The organism is Nocardia sp. JCM 38205 (assembly GCF_058222935.1).
In genome coordinates this window covers 1,004,202-1,027,569 of record NZ_JBYHFL010000002.1, presented here as the reverse complement: position 1 = coordinate 1,027,569, position 23,368 = coordinate 1,004,202, and the positions used below count along the sequence as shown (strand labels likewise).

Annotated in this window: 1 pseudogene; it reads right to left on the bottom strand. The window is 71.1% G+C overall.

The annotated features are described in order from the left end of the window. Positions 1-18: 18 nt before the first annotated feature. Positions 19-23,304 (bottom strand): annotated as a pseudogene (locus AC4HOU_RS11425) (non-ribosomal peptide synthase/polyketide synthase); the annotation flags it as partial. Between the last annotated feature and the right edge of the window lie 64 nt (positions 23,305-23,368).

The window sequence follows — 23,368 nt, the reverse complement described above, 5'->3', positions numbered from 1 at the left end:
TAGTGCGCAAGGGTAGGGTTATGCGCGGTCGTGGTCGGTCCAGCGGCTGGTGAGGACGTGACCGATGCGGGCGAGCGCGGCATCGGTGGTCATGCGCCAGTGGGTGGTCTGGACGGCGTGGTTGTGCACGGTGCCGTCGACGGCGTCGGACCAGGTGGCGGCGCCGGTGGCGCCGGTCGGGTCGTCGGCCGCGGCGGTGAAATACACCAGCTCGCCCTTGTAGGGACGGGGGTGGTAGCGGGCGATCAAACGCAGCGATTCGGTGCCGGAGTCCAGCACCCTGGTGAGCCGATCGGCGCCGAAGGAGGCGAACGGCTCCGGCAGTGCGGACAGGTACCCGGCCAGCCTGCCGGGTTCCAGGTCGATGTCGGCGTCATCGCCGAGCAGGCCGCCGAGTAGTTCCGCCACCGGGATCGGTGCGGCCGGATCGACCTCGCCGGTGAGCGAACTGTCCATCATGGCCAGGGTGGCGACGTGCTGGCCCTGGTCTTGCAGCAGCACGGCGATGGCGTGGGCGAGCACACCGCCGAGTGACCAGCCCAGCAGGTGATAGGGGCCTTCCGACTGCACCGCCCGGATCTCCCGGACGTAGCGCTGAGCCCATTCCTCGATCGAACCGGCCTGCGGTTCAGCCGAATTGAGCACCGGCGATTGCAGCCCGTACAGCGGGCGATCTGGTTCGATATGGGCGGCGAGGCCGGCGAACGACCACGCCACGCCGCCCACCGGATGCACGCAGAACAGGGGTTCGCGCCAGCCGACCGGCCGCAATGGCAGCAGGACGTCGAAGGCGGCGTCGGTGTCGATGTGGCCACGGCCCGCCCGGCGCTGCTCGATCTGAGCGACCAGCCCGGCAGGTGTGGGCGCGGAGAACAACCACACCACCGGGATCTGTTCACCGAGCGCGGCACCGAGCCGGGCGGCCAGGCGGGTGGCCAGCAGGGAGTTGCCGCCGCGTTCGAAGAAGTTGTCGTCCAGGCCGATACGCGCCTCCGCCGCCACGTCCGGATCCACTCCGAGAACTTCGCCGAATGCCTCGCACACCGTGCGTTCCAGCTCGGTGACCGGGGCACGGAACTCCCGGCTGCCGGCCGTCGGGCGCGGCAGTGCGTGGCGATCGACCTTGCCGTTCGCGGTCAGCGGCAGCGCGGGCAGCCGCATCAACGCCGCCGGAACCATGTAGCTGGGCAGCAGCTGCGTCAGCGCGGCGCGCAGAGTTGCCTCCTCGATCGGTTCGGCCGCGGTGAAATAACCCACCAGCATGGCGTTCTCACCGTCGGTGCGATGCGCGACGACGATGGCGTCGGCCACCTCCGGCCGTGACCGCAGCGCGTGTTCGATCTCGGCGAGCTCGATGCGGTAACCGCCGACCTTCACCTGGAAGTCACGGCGTTCCACGTATTCGAGGTCGCCGTCGGCGTTCCAGCGGGCCAGATCGCCGGTGCGGTAGAGGCGGCTGCCCGGTGCGCCGAACGGATTCGCGACGAAACGTTCCGCGGTCAGCTCCGGGCGGTGCTGATAGCCGCGGGCCAGTTGCGCGCCACCGAGATACAGCTCGCCGCTCACCCCGGCGGGCACCGGGTGCAGCCGGTCGTCCAGCACGTACACCTGATTGCCGGATTCGGGGGTGCCGATGGGCACGACCGGCTGCCGGGTGCCGCGGTCGGTGCGGAACCGGGTCACCGACACGGCCGCTTCGGTGGGGCCGTACAGGTTGTCGATGCGCGCGTCGGTGCACGCCGCGACGCGCCGCACGGTCGCGGCGGGCAGCGCTTCACCGATCACCAGGAGCCTGCGCAGCGAGGCGGGCAGCGGACGTTCGCCGGCGGCCTCGACGAGCATCGCCAGCAGCGACGGCACCAGGGTCAGCGTGGTCACCGCCGCACGCTCGATCACATCGAGCAGTCGGTGCGGATCACGCTGGGCGCCGTGCGGAGCCAGCACGATGCGGGCGCCGGTGCGGGTGGCCCACCACAGTTCCCAGATCGACAGGTCGAAGGCGGCCGAGGTCGATTGCAGCACCGCATCGCCGACGCCGAGCCCGTATTCGGCCTGCGTCCAGTCGAGCTGATGCGCGACCGCCGCGTGCGGGACCGCCACACCTTTGGGAGTGCCGGTGGATCCGGAGGTGAAGATGACGTAGGCGGTGTTCGTCGGCCGCAGCGGAGCCCGCAGCTCATGTGCGCGTACCGGTGCGGCGGCGGCAGCGGCGGCGTCGGCGGACCAGATGTCGAGCACCGTGGTGTCGCTCTCCGGCAGCGGCATCGGCGCCCGAGACGAGCTGAGAACCAGTGCCGGTGTCGCCGCCGCGAGCACAGCGGCGGTGCGGTCCAGCGGATGCGACGGGTCGAGCGGGACGTACGCACCGCCCGCCGTCACCACCGCGTACATGGCGATCAGCAGATCGATGCTGCGCGGCATCGCCAGTGCCACCAGGGTTTCCGGTCCGACGCCGCGGTCGATGAGCACCCGGGCCACCTGGTTGATCCTGGCGGCGAAGTCCGCGTAGGTGAGGGCGGTGTCGGCGGTGAGCACCGCGATCGCGCCCGGCGTGCGGGTCACCTGCGCCTCGAAGCCCGAGGTGAGCAGTGCCGGGGCGAATGCGTGGGCCGAGCTGTTCCAGGCGCGCAGCACTCGTTCGGATTCGGCGGGATCCAGCAGCGGCAGATCACCGACCGGGGTCCGCGGTGCCGCGCAGATGGCGGTGAGCAGCCGGTGCAGGCGGCCCGCGAATCCGGCGACGGTCGACTCGTCGAACAGCGCCGTGGCGTAGGTGAGCGAGGCGGCCATCCCGGCGGGGGTGCCGTCGGCGTGGTAGCGGTCGGTCACCACCAGGTGCAGATCGAACTGGGCGACCTCGGAATCGAAATCCGCTGCGGTGACGGTCAATCCGTCGAGTGCGAAATCGGCTTCGACCTGGTTGTGGAAGGAGAAGCCGACCTGGAACAGCGGATGGCGTGCGGTGGAGCGTTCCGGGTTGAGCACCTCCACCAGCCGCTCGAACGGCACATCGGCGTGCGCGAAGGCGGCGACGTCGGCGGCGCGCACCCGGTCGAGCAGCTCGGTGAACCCGGCCGCGGGTTCGATCTGCGCACGCAGCACCAGGGTGTTGACGAACATGCCGACGAGCTCGTCCAGGACCGCCTCACCGCGTCCGGCGACGGGGGTGCCGACCGCGATATCGGTGGTGCCCGACAGCCGAGCCAGCAACACCGCGAAGGCGGCGTGGGTGACCATGAACAATGTCGCGCCCGCCGCGCGGCCGAGTTCGGTGAGCCGGGCGTGCAGGGCGGCGTCGATGCTGAAATCGAGGTGCCTGCCCTTGGTGGACACCACGGCCGGCCGTGGCCGGTCGGTGGGCAAGGTGAGCTGGGCGGGTAGCCCGGCCAAGGCGTCGGTCCAGAATGCCAGCTGACGCGAGATCAGCGAATCGGCATCGTCCTCGCTGCCGAGCAGTTCGCGCTGCCAGCGGCTGTAGTCGGCGTACTGCACCGGCAGCGGAGCCCAGTCGGGTGCGGCGCCGCGTTTGCGGGCGGCGTAGGCGAGCATGACATCGCGGGCCAGCGGGGCCAGCGAGGAGCCGTCGGCGGCGATGTGGTGCACGACCACCACCAGCACATGCTCTTCCGGGGCGAGGGCGAGCAGCCGGGCCCGGATCGGCACGGTATCGGTGACGTCGAAACCGTCACCGACGAAGTCCGCCACGGCGGCGCCGAGATCGTCGGCGGTGACGGCGATCGGCGCCAGCACCGGCGTACCCGCCCGCTCGATCGGCAGTACCAGCTGCACCGGGCCGTCCTGCTGCTGCGGATACACGGTGCGCAGCACCTCGTGCCGGGCCACCACATCGGTGATGGCGGCATTGAGCGCGGCGACGTCGAGTGCACCGGACAGCCGCACCGCCAGCGGGATGTTGTAGGCGGTGGACTGGCGGTCGAGCCGGTTGAGGAACCACATGCGCTGCTGAGCCAGCGAGAGGGGGATAGGACCGTCGCCGGTGCGCCGGGCCAGCACCGGGCGGGCGGGTTCCGCGCCGCCGCGAGCGTCATCGAGGACGGCGGCGAGCGCGGCGACGGCGGGGTTCTCGAAGATGGTCCGCACACCGACGGAGACGCCGAGCGCGCTGCCCAGCCTGGCGGCCAGTTGCGTGGCGGTGAGCGAGTTCCCGCCGAGGGCGAAGAAATCGTCATCGAGTCCGACGAGCGGCTTTTCCGAGACCGCCGCATCGGCGGTGGCGTCGGTCTCGGCGGGCGTGAGCCCGAGCACGCCGGTGATGACCGCGGCCACCGTGCGCTCGGTGTCCGTGGTCGGCGCGCGGAATTCGGCGGTGCGGAACTCCGGTTCCGGCAATGCCTTCCGATCCAGCTTGCCGACCGGAGTCAGCGGCAGCTCATCGAGGACCATGATGGCGCTCGGCACCATGTAGGCCGTCAGCGATTCGGCGGCATGCGCGGTGAGGGCATCGGTGTCGATGACGTGGCCATGTGCGGCAACGACATACGACACCAGCGACACCATGCCCGCGCTGCCGGTATGACCGACGGTGACCGCGTACTCCACGCTCGGATGCGCGGCGAGCACGGCGTCGATCTCCCCCAGCTCGATCCGCAGCCCACGCACCTTCACCTGCTGGTCGGAGCGGCCGACGTACTGGATCGCGCCGGAGGCCGTCCAGCGCACCAGATCACCCGTGCGATACAGCCGCCCGCCGGCCGGGCCGTAGGGGTCTGCGACGAACCGCTGGGAGGTCAGCGCCGCCCGCGCGTGATAGCCGCGGGCCAGGCCGGGGCCGCGCAGGTACAGCTCACCGGTGACGCCCACCGGCACCGGCTGCAGCCGTGCGTCGAGCACCGCCGCGGACATGCCGTGAATCGGTGTGCCCATGTCGAACGGGTCGCCCGGACGCATGGGAGCGCTGATCGTGGTGATGATGGTGGTCTCGGTCGGACCGTAGGTGTTGTGGACGTCGCGCCGCTCGCCCGCCCAGCGGCGCACCACCTCCGGGCCGAACGATTCGCCGCCGACGGTCAGCCGAACCAGGCAGTCCAGTTCAGCGGGGTCGAGCGTCTGCAGGACGGCCGGGGTCAGGAACGCGTGGCTCACCCGTTGATCGCGGATGAGCGCGGTCAGTTCGCTGCCGCCGTACACCCCGGCCGGCGCGATCACCAGCGTGGCACCCGCGGCGAGCGCGAGCAGCAGCTCCAGCATGGAGGCGTCGAAACTGGGCGAGGCGACGTGCAGCACTCGCGACGCCGGGCCGACCTCGTACCGATCGCGTTGCGCCACCGCGACTCCGGCGATGCCGGCATGGGTGGCGACGACACCCTTGGGCACGCCGGTGGACCCGGAGGTGTAGATCATCCAGGCCGGATTGCCGATGCGCACCCGCCGCACCAGTTCGGTGGCGGCGATCGGTGCGGCACTGGCCTGCCGCAGCCGGGCGGCGGTGGCGGGGGCGTCGATCTCCAGCCAATCCACGTCGCCGGGCAGGCCCGCGCGCGCGGCGACCGTGCTGAGCCCGAGCGCGGCACCGGAATCGGTCAGCATGTGGGTGATGCGTTCGGCCGGGTAGGTCGGGTCGACCGGCACGAACGCCGCGCCGGTCTTGGCCACCGCCCAGACCGCGAGCATCGATTCGGCCGAGCGCGGAATGGCCACCGCCACCACGTCTTCGGCGCCGATACCGGCGCCGATCAGCAGCCGGGCCAGCCGCGAGGACTGTTCGTCCATGGCCAGGTAGGTCAGTTCGCGCTCGCCCTCGACCACCGCGACGGCGCCGGGATCGGAGACCACGGCGGCCGCGATGAGCTGGGCCAGCGTGCACGGCGGCACCGGCGCGGCGCCGCGGCGGGCCAGCAGATGCGCGCGTTCGAGCGGCGCGAGCAGTTCGGCGGCGCCGATGGGCTGTTCCGGATCGGCGGTGAGCACGCCGAGCAAGCGGCCGAAGCGGCGCAGCAGTCCGGCGGCGGTGCTGCGATCGAACAGGTCGGTGGCGTAATCGAGTTCGATGCCCAGGTGCCCGTCCGCGTCGGGTTCGGCGGCGACGGTGAATTGCAGATCGAAGCGGGCCACCGGCTCGTCGAACGGCACCGGCGTCACTTCCAGCCCGGGCACCGCGAAGGTGCCGGATCCGGTGTTCAGGTAGTTCAGCGCCACCGTGAACAGGGGATGGCGGGCCTGGGTGCGTTCGATGCCGAGCGCGTCGACCACCTGGTCGAACGGCACCGTGGCGTGGGCGAAGGCCGCTACATCGGCCTCGCGGGTGTGGTCGAGCAGTTCGGCGAAGGTCAGCGTGAGCTCGGGCCGGGTGCGCAACACCAGCGTGTTGACGAACATGCCGACCAGATCGTCGAGCGCCGCGGCGCCGCGACCGGCCACCGGCGTGCCGATGGCGATATCGGTGCTGCCCGACAACCGCGCCAGCAGCGCCGCCAGCGCGGCATGCAGCACCATGAACGGGGTGGCCCGGTGCTCGGCCGCGAGTTCGCGCACGCGGGCACCGACCTCGCCGCCGATGCGGGCGCGGATGCTCGCCCCGCGCTTGGCGGCGACGGCCGGACGCGGCCGGTCCATCGGCAGCGCGAGTTCTTCGGGCAGGTCCCGCAGGGTCTGCGCCCAGTAGGCCAGCTGCTCGTCGGCCACCGCGGCCACCGCGGCGTGCTGCCACAGCGCGTAATCGGCGTACTGCGCCGTCAGCTGCGGCCACAGCGGTGTGCTGCCGAGGACGCGGGCCAGGTAGGCGGCCAGCAGGTCGCGCAGCAGCGGGTTCATCGAATAGCCGTCGGCGGCGATGTGATGCACCACCGCGACGAGCACATGGCTGGTGTCGTGTTCGCGCAACAGCGTCGCGCGCACCGGCACCTCGGTGGTGACATCGAAACCGGCGGCGATGAACTCGGCGATGCGGTCGGCGACCGCTCCGGCCGGCGTTTCGAGGCGCAACGCGATGCCCGTGGATTCGACCGGCAGCACGACCTGGTGGCCGGTGCCCGCGTCATCGACGGGGTAGACGGTGCGCAGCGCTTCGTGCCTGGCGATGACGTCATCGAAGGCCGCTGTCAGGGCCGCGGTGTCGAGCTCGCCGCGGATGCGCACCGCCACCGGGATGTTGTGCGCCGCCGACGCGGGATCGAGCCGGTTGAGGAACCACATGCCGCGCTGCACCGGCGCCAGCGGAATCCGCTCGGGGCGCGGGCCCGCGACCAGTTCGACGGCCTGCTCACCGGCCTCGCCGAGGCGGGCGGCCAGCCCGTGCACGGTGGGCGCTTCGAACAGCAGCCGCACCGGCACCCGCCGGCCCAGCCGCTCCCCCAGCCGCGCGAGCACCCTGGTGGCGGACAGCGAATTGCCGCCGAGGTCGAAGAAGCCGTCGTCGAGGCCGACGCGCTCGACGCCGAGCACCGCCGCGAAGGCCTCGGCCACCAGCCGCTCGGCCGGTGTCACGGGCGTGCGGTAGGCGACGCGATCGAACACCGGATCCGGCAGCGCGGCGCGGTCGAGCTTTCCGGAGGCGTTGAGCGGGAAGCTGTCCAGCACCATGACCGTCGAGGGCAGCATGTACGACGGCAGCGCGGCGGCCGCTACCCGCAGCAACTCGTCCTGGTGCACCGCCGTGCCCGGCAGTGTGGTCACGTATGCGACCAGATGCTCACCGGCCACGCGGGCCGCGGCCTGCGCGACGCCGGGTGCGGCGGCCAGCACGGCTTCGATCTCACCGAGCTCGATGCGCTGGCCGCGGAACTTCACCTGGAAGTCGGTGCGGCCCAGGTACACCAGTTCCGCGCCGTCGGCGGTGTGTTCCCAGCGCACCAGATCGCCGGTGCGGTACATCCGTTCGCCCGGGGCGCCGAACGGGTTGGCGACGAACCGGTCGGCGGTGATGGCCGGGCGCCCGTGATAGCCGCGCGCCAGCTGCGTGCCCGCCAGATACAGCTCACCCGCGACGCCGGGCAGCGTCGGCCGAAGCCGCGCGTCCAGCACGTACACCCGGCTGTTCCATTCGGGTTTGCCGATCGGCATGACGGTGCGCTCGACCTCGCCGGTCACCTCGCGGTAGGTGATGCTGACCGCGGCCTCGGTGGGCCCGTACAGGTTGTGCAGTCCGGCGGTGCTCACCGCGCCGAAGGCCCGCACGGTTTCGGCGGGCAGCGCCTCACCGATGACGAACACCGACCGCAACGACCGCAGCGCGCCGGTCTGACCGGCCGCCGCTACCTCAGCGGCGAACACACTCAGCATCGACGGCACGAAATCGGTGACGGTGACCCCGTATCCGCCGATCACCTCGGCCAGGTAGCCGGGATCGCGGTGGCCGTCGGGTGTGGCGAGCACGACCGTCGCGCCCACCCGCAGCGGCAGGAAGTACCCCCACAGCGACACGTCGAAGGTGGTGGCGGTCTTCTGGAGGTAGACGTCGTCGCCGTCGAGCCGATACCGGTGCTGCATCCAGTTCAGCTGGTTGACGATCGCCGCATGGGAGATCGTGACGCCCTTGGGCTTTCCGGTGGAGCCGGAGGTGAAGATGACGTAGGCCGGATGCTGGGGAAGCAGGGCGCCGGTGCGTTCCTCGGCGGTGATCGGCTCGTCGGAGAGCTCGAGTTCGACCGTGTCGACGCACACCGTCGGCCCCTGATAGCCGACGTCGATCCGATCGCGTTCGGTGGTCAGCAGCGCGGCGGGCCGCGCGGTGCCGAGGATGTGGGCGATGCGCTGCGCCGGATGATCGGGGTCGATCGGCACGTACGCGCCGCCCGCCTTCAGCACCGCGTACATGGCGATCACCAGGTCGACGGAGCGGCGAATCGACAAGGCCACCAGGGATTCCGGGCCGACACCGAGCCCGATGAGGTGGCGGGCCAGCCGGTTGGCGCGGCTGTCGAGCGCACCGTAGGTGAGGACGATCGCCGGGGAACCGTCATCGGGGGCGTAGACCAGCGCCGGATCCTCCGGCGTGGCCACGGCCTGCGCCTCGAATTCGTCGAGCAGCAGCTCCGGGATGTAGGCGGTGTGTGCCGAATCGTTCCATTCGGTGAGCACGCGGTGGCGTTCGCCGGAGCCGAACAGGTCGATATCGCCGACCGGCAGGTCCGGGTCCGCTGCCGCCGCGTTCAGCAGCCGCAACAGCCGGGTGCCGAATCCGATGACGGTATCGGCGTCGAAAAGGTCGGTGGCATAACCGAACCGCAGTTGGTCTTCGGTGACGGTGAGTTGCAGATCGAAGCGGATGGTGTCGTGGCCGGAGTCGTATTCGCTGAGGGTGAGCCCGTCGAGTTCGAGCCGCACCGGTTCCAGATTCTGGAAGAACAGCGCGACCTGGAACAGCGGATGCCTGGCCTGCGAACGCGGCGGATCCAGCACCTCCACCAGGCGTTCGAAGGGCAGCTCGGCGTGCGCGAAGGCCTCCAGATCGCGCTCGCGCACCCGGCGCAGCAGCTCGGCGAAGCCGGTGGCCGCGTCGACGTCGGTGCGCAGCACCACGGTATTGACGAACATGCCGACCAGATCGTCGAGCGCGGCGTCGCCGCGGCCGGCGACCGGTGCGCCGATCGCGATATCGGAGGTACCCGACAGCCGGGCCAGCAGCACGGCGAAGGCGGTGTGCACGACCATGAACGGAGTGCTGCCGGTGCGCGCGGCCAGTGCCGCGATGCGGTCGCCGAGTTCGGCGCTCAGGCCGATGGTGACGGTGGCGCCCGCGTGTGAGGCGATGGCCGGGCGGGGCCGGTCGGCGGGCAGGTCGAGCTGGGCGGGCAGGCCACGCAAGCGGTGCCGCCAGTAGGCCAGCTGGGTGGCGGCGGGCGATGCCGGATCGTCTTCGGCGCCGAGCGTTTCGCGTTGCCACAGCGCGTAATCGGCGTACTGCACCGGCAGCTCGCGCCAGCTCGGTGCGCGGCCGGCGACGCGGGCGGCGTAGGCGGTGGCGATATCGCGGGCCAGCGGTGCCATCGAGTATCCGTCGGCCGCGATGTGGTGCACGACCAGCACCAGGATGTGGTCATCGGCGTCGAGCCGGGTCAGGCCGATGCGGACCGGGACCTCGCTCGTCACATCGAACGGGGTGCCGACGAATTCGGCGATGGCCTCGGCGGCATGCCGCGCGTCCAGTGCGACGATGGGCGGCACCTGCCCGGCATCGAGCACCCGCTGGCTGCCGACCCCGCCGATATCGGGGTAGACCGTACGCAGTGTTTCGTGCCTGCCCACCACATCGGCGACGGCGGCGGTCAAGGCTGCCGTATCGAGGCCGCCGGTGAGCCGGATCGCGACCGGGATGTTGTTGACCGTCTCGTCCGGATCGAACCGGTTGAGGAACCACATGCGCTGCTGAGCGAGCGACAGCGGCACCGGGTCCGGGCGTTCCCTGCGGGTCGGCGCCGTCGTGGCGCCGCTGCCACGCAATCCTCCCGCCCGCGCGGCGAGCGCGGCGACCGTCGGCGCCTCGAACAGCAGCCGCACCGGGATCTCGGCGTCGATCTCGGCGCCGAGCCGGGCGGCCAGCCTGGTGGCGATGAGGGAGTTGCCGCCGAGGGCGAAGAAATCGTCGTCTGCGCCGACGGTCTCGCGTCCGAGCAACTCACCCATCAGAGCGGCCACGGTCTGTTCCAGGCCCGCGGCAGGCGCACGGAACGGTGCGGCGGTGAACCGCGGGGCGGGCAGGGCGGCGCGGTCGAGCTTGCCGGAGGAGTTCAGCGGGAACTCGTCGAGCACGACGAACGCCGCGGGCACCATGTACCCGGGCAGCGCGGCGGCGAGTTCCGTACGGATCGCGTCGGTGTCGAGGCCGCCGTCGGCCGCGACGATATAGGCCACCAGCTGGTCGCCGAGCCGTGCGTCCGCGCGCACCACGACCACCGCGCGACGCACGGCGTCGAGGTCGGTGAGCGCCGACTCGATCTCACCCAGCTCGATGCGCAGGCCGCGCAGCTTGACCTGGAAATCGGTGCGGCCCAGGTATTCCACCTCGCCGTCGGCCCGCTGCCGCACCAGGTCGCCGGTGCGGTACATCCGCTCGCCGGGCGCGCCGAACGGGTTGGCGACGAAACGCTCCGACGTCAGCTCGGGCCTGGCCACATATCCGGCGGCCAGCTGCGCACCGCTCAGGTACAGCTCACCCGCGACGCCGGGCGGAACTCGCCGCAAGCGCGAATCCAGCACCAGCAGTGCGGTATTGAACACTGGGCGGCCGATCGGCACGGAGGTCTGGTCGTCATCGGAGACCTCGTGGAACGTGACGTCGACCGCGGCCTCGGTCGGGCCGTAGAGGTTGTGCACGGCCGCGCCGGTCAGGTCGCGGGCGCGTTGCGCGGTGGCGGCGGGCAGAGCTTCGCCGGAGGCGAAGAGCAGGCGCAGGGTCTGGCCCGCGCCCTGGCCGCCGGAACGGCCATCGTCGGCTGCCCGAGCGTCCAGGAACATCGCGAGCATCGACGGCACGAAATGGGCGACGGTGACCTGCTCCTCGCGGATCAGGCGGTCCAGGTAGGCCGGGTCGCGGTGCCCGTCGGGCCGGGCGAGCGCCAGCCGAGCGCCGGCCTGGAGCGGCCAGAAGAACTCCCACACCGACACATCGAAGGTGGCCGGGGTCTTCTGCACCACCGTGTCGGCGGCGGTCAGCGCGTACTGCTCCTGCATCCACACCAGCCGGTTGACGATGGCGCGATGCGGCACCGCGACGCCCTTGGGACGGCCGGTGGAGCCGGAGGTGAAGATGATGTAGGCGGTGGAACCGGAGGTGAGCGTGCCGATGCGGTCGGCGGCGGTCAGTGGGTGCGTGGCGTAGCCGGACAGATCGAGCCGGTCGATCCGCACCTGACGGGTGACGCCGGCGTCGAGATCGAGACCGGAGGTGAGCACGAATACCGGGCGGGCGGTGGTGAGCACGTACTCGGTGCGTTCGGCCGGATGGTCGGGGTCCAGCGGCAGGTAGGCCGCGCCCGCGGCGGTGACGGCGTACATGGCCGTCACCAGATCCAGCGACCGGCGCATACCGAGCGCGACCACCGATTCCGAGCCGACGCCCTGATCCACGAGCCAGCGCGCCAGGCGGTGCACCCGGTCCGCGAACTCGGCGTAGCTGATACGGCCGCGCGACATGCCCGCCGTCTCGAAGGTCACCGCGGTCGCGTCGGGGGTTCGGGCGACCTGCGCCTCGAACATCGAGACCAGCGTCGCCGCCGGGTCGACCGGGTGCGCGGTGTCGTTCCAGTGTTCCAGCGCGCGGCGTTCGGCCTCACCGAGCAGGTCGATCTCACCCACCGGCAGCTCCGGCGCCGCGACGACGGCCTCCAGCAGCCGCACGAACCGCTCGGCCACCGACCGCGCGGTGGACCGGTCGAACAGGTCGGTGGCATAGCGCAGCACACCACGCAGGACGGTGGCGCAGGCGTCGGCCTGTTCGCTCAGTTCCAGCGCCAGATCGAACTGCGCGACCCGGTTGTCGATGGGATACGCGGCGACCTCGAGCCCGGGCAGCCGCAGCACGGTGTCCTCACGGTGCTCGAAGGTGAGCAGCGTCTGCACGATCGGCGAATGCGCCTGCGAGCGCACCGGATCGAGCTCCTCCACGAGCCGCTCGAAGGGCAGCTCGCCATGGGCGAAGGCACGCACATCGGCCGCGCGGACCTCGGCGAGCAGATCGGCGAACGACCTGTCGGCATCGACCCGGGTGCGCAGCACCAGCGTGTTGACGAACATGCCGACCAGATCGTCCAACGCTTCCTCGGCCCGCCCCGCGACCGGGGTGCCGATGGCGATATCGTCCACGCCTGCCAACCGGCCCAGCAGAGCCGCGTAGGCGGCGTGCACCACCATGAACGTTGAAACACCGTGGGACGTAGCGAGGTCGGCGACCCGTGCAGCCAGCTCGGCTCCGATGACGAACTCCACCGCCGCGCCGCGCCCCGAGGCCACGGCCGGCCTCGGCCGGTCGGTGGGCAGTTCCAGCACGGGCGCGAGACCCGCGAGTTCCTGCCGCCAATGCGCGATCTGGGCGGCCAGCACCGAATCCGGATCGTCGGCCGAACCGAGCGCGGCGTGCTGCCAGAGCGTGAAATCGGCGTACTGGAGCGGTAGCGGCGACCAGCCGGGCTCGGCGCCCGCCGTGCGGGCGGTGTAGGCCGTCATCAGGTCGCGGGCCAGCGGCGCGGTCGAGACCCCGTCGGCGGCGATGTGGTGGACCACGACCGCGAGCACATGATCGTCGGGGGCGGCGCGCAGCAGCGCCGCGCGGACCGGGATACGGGTGCGCAGATCGAACCCACCGGAGACAGCGGCCAGTACCGCATCCATCAGGTCCGCCTCGGACACCTCGACGGGGCGCAGGCTCAGTTCGCCGGCGGGAACGCGGTCTAGCACCACCTGGGTGGGACCCTCGGCGTCGGCGGGGAAGATCGTGCGCAGCGATTCGTGCCGAGCCACCACGTCCCGCAGTGCCTTCTCCAGGGCGGGCACGTTCAGCGCACCGGTCAACCGGATGGTGATCGGGATGTTGTAGACCGCCGACTCCGGGTCGATCCGGTTGAGCAGCCACATCCGGGTCTGTGCCAGCGACAACGGAATCCGGTCCGGCCGCGGGCCGGCCACGAGCGCCGGACGCGACGCCGACTCCGTGGTGACGCGCGCCGCGAGGCCTGCGACGGTCGGCGCCTCGAACACCTCGCGCACCGTCAGCGCCGAGCCCAGCGCCGCATTGGCTCGGGCCACCAGCCGCATGGCCAGCAGGGAATTGCCGCCACGGGCGAAGAAGTCGTCATCGGCGCCGACCGGGGTGGTGGCGCCGATCAGATCGGCGATGAGCGCGGCCAGCACCGCTTCGGCACCTTCGCGCGGGGCTCGGTAGGCCGGACCGGCGGCGGCGACCTCGACGGCGGGCAGCGCCTTGCGGTCGAGTTTGCCCGCGGTGGTGAGCGGCATCTGTTCGAGCACCATCAGACGCGCGGGCACCATGTAGGCGGGCAGCCGGCCGCGCACCTCGTCCAGCACCACCTCGGCCGACAGCGCGTCACCGCTGACGTAGCCGACGAGGCAGTCCTGCCCCGACGCATCGCGGGCCGCGACCACCGCCGCGTTCCGCACCCCGGCGATCGCGGTGAGCGCCGCCTCGATCTCCCCCAGCTCGATGCGCTGACCACGCAGCTTCACCTGGAAATCATTGCGGCCCAGGTACACCAGATCGCCGTTCCGGTTCCAGCGCACCAGATCGCCGGTGCGGTACATCAGCCGTCCCGGCGCGCCGAAGGGGTCGGCGACGAAGCGTTCCGCGGTGAGCGCGGCCCGGCCCTGATATCCGCGTGCCAGCTGTTCCCCCGCGAGATACAGCTCACCGGTGACGCCGATCGGTACCGGGCGCAGCCGCGAGTCGAGCACGTAGGCGCGGGTGTTCCAGCAGGGCCGCCCGATCGCCACGTCCCGATCCGATTCGGAGTCCGGATCGGTGAATTCGTGGAACACCGCCGAGATCGCGGCCTCGGTGGGTCCGTAGGAGTTGTGCACCGCGCCGGGGACATCGGCGCGCAGCGCGGCCAGCAGATCCGGGGTGAGGGCCTCACCACCGCAGTGCAGGTGCCGCAGCGAGGCGAGCGCATCGCCCATGCCTTCACCGATGAGCGCCGCCAGCACCGACGGCACGAACTCGGCGAAGGTGATGCGGTGCGCACGCAGCAGGCCGGACAGGTAGTCCAGGTCGAGATGGCCGCTCGGACGGGCGACGATCAGTGGCGCGCCGACCACGACCGGCAGGAAGCATTCCCATACCGAGACGTCGAAGGTCAGCGGGGCGCGCTGCAACAGGCGGTCGCGTCCGGTGATCTCGTACCGGGATTCCAGCCAGCGCAGCTGGTTGGTGATCGCCCGGTGCGAGATCGACACGCCCTTGGGGCGGCCGGTGGAGCCGGAGGTGAACAGCACGTAGGCGGCGTTGTCCGGGCGCAGCGGATGCCTGCGGTCGGCATCGGTGACCGGCGCGTCATCCACCTCGGACAGATCCAGCGTCGCGTAATCCAGCACGGGCACAGCGAGTTCCGGGAGCCGGGCACCGCCGGCCCGCACCACGAGCAGCGGCGCCGCTCCGGCGATGACCTGCGCGATCCGCTCGGCCGGATGATCGGGATCGATCGGGACATAGGCCGCGCCCGACCGGACGATCGCGTACATCGCCACCAGCATGTCGATCGAGCGGAGCGCGCCGAGGCCGACGATCGTCTCCGGACCCGCGCCCTCGGCGATGAGCCTGCGGGCCAAGCGGTTCACCCGCGAACCCAGCTCGGCATAGGTCAGGGCCACACCCTCGAAACGGATCGCCACGGCATCCGGGGTAGCGGCGACCCGGGCGGCGAACAGGTCGTCCAGGGTTTCCGCGGGCAGCACCTGATCGGTGGCATTGCCTTCGGCCAGCAGCAGGTCGCGTTCGGCAGGCGACAGCAGATCGAGATCGCCGACGCGTGCGTTCGGAGTGTCGACCAGGGCACGCAGCACCTGCTCGAAGCCCGCCAGGAAGCGGGCGGCGGTGTCGGCGTCGAACAGGTCGAGCGCGTAGTGCAGGTGCACGTCGATGCCGTCTGGGGCGCCGTCGGCGGCATAGCGGTCGGTCAGCGTCCAGTCCAGATCGAGCTGAATCGGCGCGGCGTCCACGTCGAGAGCGCTGATGGCGAGCCGGTCCAGGCGCAGGTCCGGCGCGGCCTGATTCTGGAGGGTCAGCGCCACCTGATAGAGCGGGGCGTGGGCCTGGGAGCGCACCGGGTTCAGGGCGTCGACCAACTGCTCGAACGGAACGTGGGCGTGCTCGAAGGCGGCCACGTCGACCGCCCTGACCTGCGCGATCAGCTCGGCGGCGGTGACGTCCGGGCGCACCCGGGTGCGCAGCACCAGCGTGTTGACGAACATGCCGACCAGATCGTCGAGGGCCTGATCACCGCGACCGGCCACCGGCGTGCCGATCACGACGTCATCGGTGCCGGCCAGCCGCGACAGCAGGGTCGCCAACGCGGCATGCAACACCATGAACGGGGTGGCGCGATGGTCGGTGGCGAAATTCTGGACGCGGCGGTGCAGTTCGGCGTCGAGACGTGCGGTGAGCGCGGCACCGCGATGGGACGCGACCGCGGGACGTGGGCGGTCCGCGGGCAGCGTGATCACGTCGGGCAGGTCGGCGAGGCGTTCGATCCAGTACGTGAGCTGCTGGGACAGCACCGAATTCGGATCGTCCGGACGGCCGAGGGCAGCGCGCTGCCAGAGCGCGAAATCGGCGTACTGGAGTGGGAGCGGCGCGAATTCGGGTGCGGTGCCGGAGGACCGCGCGAGGTAGGCGAGCGCCAGGTCACGGGTGAGCGGGGCGAAGGACCAGCCGTCCGCGGCGATGTGATGGATGACGAACAGCAGCACATGGGTCTCGCTGTCGTCGACGGGTTCCGTCGGCCCGGTCAGCCGCAGCAGCTCGATGCGCAGCGGCACCTCGCTGGTCACGTCGAAACCTGTCCCGGCGGCCGTGGCCACCAGATGCGGCACCTCGGCAGCGGTGACCGTGCGCGGCTCGAGCGTCAGCGCCCGGGCAGCGGCGGGCAGCACCAGTTGCGAGGCGGTGCCATCGTGTTCGGGGTAGAGCGTCCGCAGCGTCTCGTGGCGGGCGATGAGGTCCTCGATGGCCGCGTTCAGGGCCGCCACATCGAGCGGGCCGGTGAGCCGCAGTGCGAAGGGAATGTTGTAGCCCGCGCTCGCGGCATCGAAGCGGTTGAGGAACCACATGCGCTGCTGGGCGATGGACAGCGGGATGGGCGCGGTGCGGTCCTGAGCCGTCAGCGGCGGGAGGTCCGGCGCGATGGCCGGCGCGTCCGCCTCGATCAGGCGGGCCAGCTCGCGGACGGTCGGGGCGTCGAATATCGCGCGCACCGGCACCTGCCTGCCGGTGGCCTTACTCAGGCGCGAGGCCAGCTGAGTGGCGATGAGCGAGTTGCCGCCCGAGCCGAAGAAGTCGTCGCCGGCACCCACCCGCGGCGCGCCGAGCAGCGCGGTGAAGAGCTCGGCCACCAGGGTTTCCGCGGCGCCCTCGGGAGCGATGAACTCGACCGGTGCCGCGACCGGAGCGGGTAGCGCCTTGCGGTCCAGCTTGCCGGAGGCGTTCACGGGGAACGCGTCGAGCACGACGAAACCGGTGGGGATCATGTAGGCGGGGAGCACCCGGGCCAGTTGGGCGCGGATGGACTCGATATCGGTGCTGGGCGCGGTAACGGTGTCCGCGGCGGCCTCGGGCACCAGGTACGCGACCAGCTGGGCACCGGATCCGTGATCGTCGCGCACCAGGACAACCGCCTGGGCCACCGCAGGCAATGCCAGCAGCGCGGCCTCGACTTCGCCCAGCTCGATGCGCAGGCCGCGTACCTTCACCTGGAAGTCGGTGCGGCCGAGGAAGTTCAATTCACCGTCCGCGGTCCACGACATCAGATCGCCGGTGCGGTACATGCGGGAGCCGGGAGCGCCGAAGGGATTGGCGACGAAACGGTCGCCGGTCAGGTCGGGGCGGCCCAGGTAGCCGTGCGCGAGCTGGGCACCGGCGAGGTACAGCTCACCGGGAACTCCCGCGGGGACCGGGCGCAGCCGGCTGTCGAGGACGTAAGCCTGGCTGTTCCACACCGGCCCGCCGATGGGCAGCACGGTGTCGTCGGCATCGGTCACCTCGTGCGCGGTGATCTCCACGGCCGTTTCGGTGGGGCCGTACATGTTGTGCACGCGGGCGCCGGTCAGCGCGCGGGCGCGATGCGCGATGGCGGCGGGCAGGGTTTCCCCGGAACAGAAGATGTGCCGCAGCGCCGGGACGTCTACCGGCTCTTCGGCGAGGAAGGCGGCCAGCATGGACGGCACGAAATGCGCGATGGTGATGGATTCGCGGCGCATCAGGTCGGCCAGATAGGCCGGGTCGCGGTGGCCGTCGGGCTTGGCGAGCACCATCCGAGCCCCGACCTGCAAGGGCCAGAAGAACTCCGGCACCGAGACGTCGAAGGTCGCTGGCGTCTTCTGCAGCAACGCGTCGGTGGAGTCGATCGCCACGTACGCCGACTGCATCCAGCGCAGCCGGTTCACAATGGCGCCGTGGCTCATCGCCACCCCCTTGGGGCGGCCGGTGGAACCGGAGGTGAACAGCACATACGCGGTGTTCGAGGCGCGCAGCGGAGCGCGACGGTCGGCGTCGGCCACCGGAGCCGACGAGTACGGCGCGAGGTCGAGGCGATCGATGCGGATCGCCTCGACCGGGAGTTCCGCATCCATATCGGAGGTGAGCACGCACAGCGGTGCGGCGGTTTCGAGGATGTGCGCGGTGCGCTCCACCGGATGATCCGGATCGAGCGGCACATAGGCGCCGCCGGCCATGGTCACCGCGTACATACCGACCACGAGGTCGATCGACCGGCGCATCTCCAGCGCGACCCGCATTTCCGGGCCGACGCCGTGCGCGATCAGATACCGGGCGAGCCGGTTGACCCGCGCGGCGAACTCGCCGTAGGAGAGGGTGTCGCCGGCTGCCGACCCGAACCGGTGCGCGCTGCGGGCCGAGTGCTCTTCCTCGGCGCGCACCTGGTCGTCCAACGAGCTCGCCGACGGTTGCCCGACGGGTGCCGGCTCCGGCCGACCGGAGGCCGTGTTCTGGCCGGAGGAAATACGCTCGGCGATTTCCCCGTCGAAGGTGATCGCAGGAGCGTCCGGGGTGCGGGCGGCCTGCTCGGCGAACAGGTCCGCGAGGGTCCCGGCGGGGACCGGGTGGACGGTGTCGTTCCAGGCTGTGAGGATCCGCGTGCGCTCGGCCTGGTCGAGCAGCTCGATATCGCCCACCCGGACCTCGGGATCCTGGCTGACGGCCGTGAGTACGCGCAGGAAACGCGCGGTCAGCGATTCGACGGTGGTGGCGTCGAACAGATCGGTGGCGTAGCGCAGGTTGCCCGTCAGGGCGGCGTCACCGGTGTCGGTGACCACCAGATGCAGATCGAACTTGACGGTCTCGTCGGGGATGTCCACCGGCTGCACCCGCAGCCCGGGCAGCTCGATCGCCTCGGCCGCAGCGCGCTGCTCACCGAAACTCAGCATCACCTGGAACAGCGGATGCGCGCCGCTGCTCCGGTCGACATCCATGCTGTCGACCAGCTGCTCGAACGGCAGCTCGGCATGGGCGAAGACCGCGAGGTCGGTGGCGCGCACCGCGTCGAGCAGTTCGGTGAAGGTGGCCTCGGGCCGCACCTCGCTGCGCAGCACGACGGTATTGACGAACATGCCGATCAGCGCGTCCAGCTCACGTGCGCCGCGCCCGCCCACCGGGGTCCCGACGACGATGTCGGTGGTGGCGCTCAGCCGCGCGAGCGTCGCCGCGAACGCCGCGTGCACGACCATGAACAGGGAGGCGCTCGCCCGACGCGCGAGGGCGCGCAGCCCCTCGGAAACCGCTGCGGTGACGGCGAACTCGACGACAGCACCGCGCTGTGTCGGCTGTGGCGGACGCGGCCGGTCGGTGGGCAGCGCCAGATCGGCGGGCAGCCCGTCGAGCACCGCATGCCAGAACCGGAGTTGCTGATGGGCCGGATCGCCGGGCTGGTCGGCGGCACCGAGCAGCTCGCGCTGCCACAGGCTGTAGTCGGCGTACTGCACCGGAAGTTCGGGCAGTTCGGGTGCGGTGCCGGCGGCCCGTGCCGTATAGGAGGCGATCAGATCGGTCACCAGCGGCGTCAGCGACAGTGCGTCGGCGGCGATGTGGTGGACCACGAACACCAGCAGGTGTTCGTCGGTGCCGTCGACGGCCAGCAGCGCGACCCGCGCCGGCAGTTCGGTGGTCACGTCGAATCCGCCGCGCGCGATGGCGGCCACCGTCGCCGCGATATCGCGGGAGCGCACCGGAACCGGAGGCACGTCGAGGCCGATCGCCGCCGCGGGCAGAATCGACTGATAGGGCCCGGACTCGCTCTCCGGGTAGAGCGTGCGCAGTGATTCGTGCCTGGTCAGCACGTCGAGCACAGCCTGCCGCATGGCTCGCGGATCAAGAGTTCCGGTCAACCGCAAGACCACCGGCAGGTTGTAGACGCCGGTAGCCGCCGAGCCCTGGGCTTCCAGGCGGTTGAGGAACCACAGCCGTTGCTGGGCGGGCGCGAGCGGAATGCGCTCGGGACGTTCGCGGCGGGTCAGCGCGGGGCGCGGGTGTGCTCCGGCGCGCAGTTCCGCGACGGCGGCCGCGAAGCCCGCGACGGTCGGGGCGTCGAACAGCGCGCGCACCGGGACCCGCACACCGGCCACCGCACCGGCACGCGCGGTGACCCGGGTGGCGTCGAGCGAGCTGCCGCCGAGGGCGAAGAAATCGTCGTCCAGGCCGACCCGTTCCACCCGCAGGACCTCGGCGAACACCTCGGCGACCAGCCGCTGATCGGCGTCGACGGGCGCGCGGAAACGCACCGTCCGCAAGGTCGGCACCGGCAGCGCCTTACGATCGAGCTTGCCGCTGGTATTGAGCGGGAACTCCGTCAACTCGACCACCGCGGTCGGCACCATGTACGCGGGAAGCCGCTGGAACAGCGAATCTTTCAGCTCGGCGACGTCCAGGTCCGCGCCCACCGCCGCGATGACGTAACCGGCGAGGAAATCCCCCTCCACGCCGCTGATCAACCGCGCCGCCGCCTGACTCACCCGCGGATCGGCCAGCAACGCGCTCTCGATCTCGGCCAGTTCGATCCGTTGTCCACGGAACTTCACCTGGAAGTCGGCGCGGCCCAGATACACCAGTTCGCCGTCGGCGGTCCAGCGCACCAGATCGCCGGTGCGATACATCCGGGCACCGTCGAACTCGAACGGATTGGCCACGAACCGGTCCGCGGTGAGGTCGACGCGGCCGTGGTAGCCGCGCGCCAGCTGCTCGCCGGCCAGGTACAGCTCGCCCGGCACCCCGATCGGAACCGGACGCAGCCGCGAATCCAGCACGTAAACCTGCGAATTCCATTCCGGTTCACCGATCGGCACCAGCGGCGCATCGGCCGCGGTGACCTCACGGTAGGTGATCGAGACCGCGGCCTCGGTCGGGCCGTAGAGGTTGTGCAGTCCGGCGTCGCTCACCGCGTGGAACGCCGTCACGGTCTCCGGCGGCAGCGCCTCGCCGATGACGAAGACATCGCGCAGCGAGTCCAGCTCCTCGCGGCGGGCGTGGGCGGCGAACACCGTCAGCATGGACGGCACGAAGTCGGTCAGGGTGACGCCGTGGCGCGCGATCGTCTCGGCGATGTAGCGGGGGTCGCGATGCCCGTCGGGCGCGGCGAGCAGCAGGGTCGCGCCGGTGCGCAGCGGCAGGAAATAGCCCCACAGCGACACGTCGAAGGTGGTCGCGGTCTTCTGCAGATACACATCGCCGGTGCGCGGCCGGTACTCGTGCTCCATCCAGGCCAGCTGGTTGGCGATGGCGCGATGCGGCACCGCCACGCCCTTGGGCTTGCCGGTCGAGCCGGAGGTGAAGATCACGTACGCCGGATGATCGGGGCGCAACGGGGTTCGGCGCTCGCTCTCGGCGATGGCGCGCGAGGGCACCTCGGACAGGTCCAGCGCGTCCAACAGGTGCACCGGCGCTTCCGTCGCCGCCGCGAAACCCGCTGCCCGCGTGCTCAGTACACAGTGCGGCCGTGCGGTGTCGAGGATGTGGCCGATCCGTTCGACCGGATGCGCCGGGTCCACCGGCACGTACGCGCCGCCGGCCCGCGCCACCGCGTACATGGCCACCACCAGCTCCACCGAACGCGGCATCGCCAGCACCACCAGCGATTCCGGGCCCACGCCGGTACCGATCAGGAAGCGGGCCAGGCGGTTGACCCGCTCGGACAGCTGCGCGTAGGTCAGCTCGACCGGCACCGGATCCTCGGCCACCAGGGCGAGGGCGTTCGGGCTGCGGCGCACCTGGTTGTCGAAACCCTCGTGCAGGAAACGGTCGGCCACCTTGTGGCCGCTGGCATTCCAGCTCGCGGTGACGTAGTCGAGTTCGCCGGCGTCCAGCAGCTCGATATCCCCGACCGGCGTGGCCGGGTCGGCGAGTGCGGCACGAAGCAGCCGGAGGAACTTCACGGCGAACTCGCCGACCGTCGGCGCATCGAACAGGTCCGTGGCATAGGTGAATTCGGCACGGTAGCCGTCGCCGGAGTCCGAGATGGTGAGTTGCAGGTCGAACTTGGCGAATTCGGCGCCGAAGTCCACCGTCTCGGCGGTGAGTCCCGGCAGTTCCAGGGCGAGCGGGCCGAGGTTCTGCATGAACAGCGCCACCTGGAACAGCGGGTGCCTGGCCTGGGAGCGGGCCGGGTTCAGCACCTCGACCAGACGCTCGAACGGGACGTCGCTGTGGGCGAAGGCGCGCAGATCGCGGTCGCGGGCATGGGCGAGCAGATCGGCGAACGGGAGCCCGGCGGGCACTTCGGTGCGCAGCACGAGGGTGTTGACGAACATGCCGACCAGATCGTCCAGTTCGGCGGCACCACGGCCCGCGACCGGGGTGCCGATGGCGATATCGGTGGTGCCGGACAGCCGGGCCAGCAGGGCGGCGAGCGCGGCGTGCAGCACCATGAACGGGGTGGAGCGAGTCTCGGCGGCCAGGCGGTCGATATCGGCACGCAGCCGGGCGTCGATGCCGAATTCGTGGACCGCGCCCCGATAGGAGGCCTGCTCCGGACGCGGACGGTCCGCCGGAAGATCGAGCTGCGCGGGCAGATCGGCCAGTTCGGCGGTCCAGAATTCGAGCTGCCGCGCGGCCACCGATGCGGGATCGGCGTCGTCGCCGAGCATCTGCTGCTGCCACAGCGCGTAGTCGGCGTACTGCACCGCCAAGGGTGCCCACTGCGGTGCGTGTCCCTCGCGGCGGGCCGCGTAGGCGATGATCAGATCGCGCAGGAGCGGGCCCATGGACACACCGTCGGCGGCGATGTGGTGCACCACCAGCACCAGCGTGTGATCGTCGGTGGCCGCGCGCAGCAGCCGGATCCGCACCGGGACCTGCTCGGCCACATCGAATCCGATGCCCGCGGTCTCTCGCATCGCGGCGGCGATATCCGCCACCGGCTCCGCGGCGAGCTCGACGACCGCGACCGGGCGCACCTTCTGGACCGGACCGTCCTCGTGCCGGGGATAGACCGTGCGCAAGACCTCATGGCGGCCGAGCAGATCGGTGACCGCCGCCGACATGGCGTCGAGGTCCAGTTCGCCGCGCAACCGCAGGGCCACCGGAATGTTGTCGACCGCGGCGGTGGCGCCGCCGGATTCGACGGCGAATTGGTTGAGGAACCACATCCGCCGCTGCGCCGGGGACAGCGGAACCCGGTCCGGGGGGGGGGGGGGGAAAAACCAGGGGGGGGGGGGTGGCGGTGAAGTCAGAGGGGCTTCA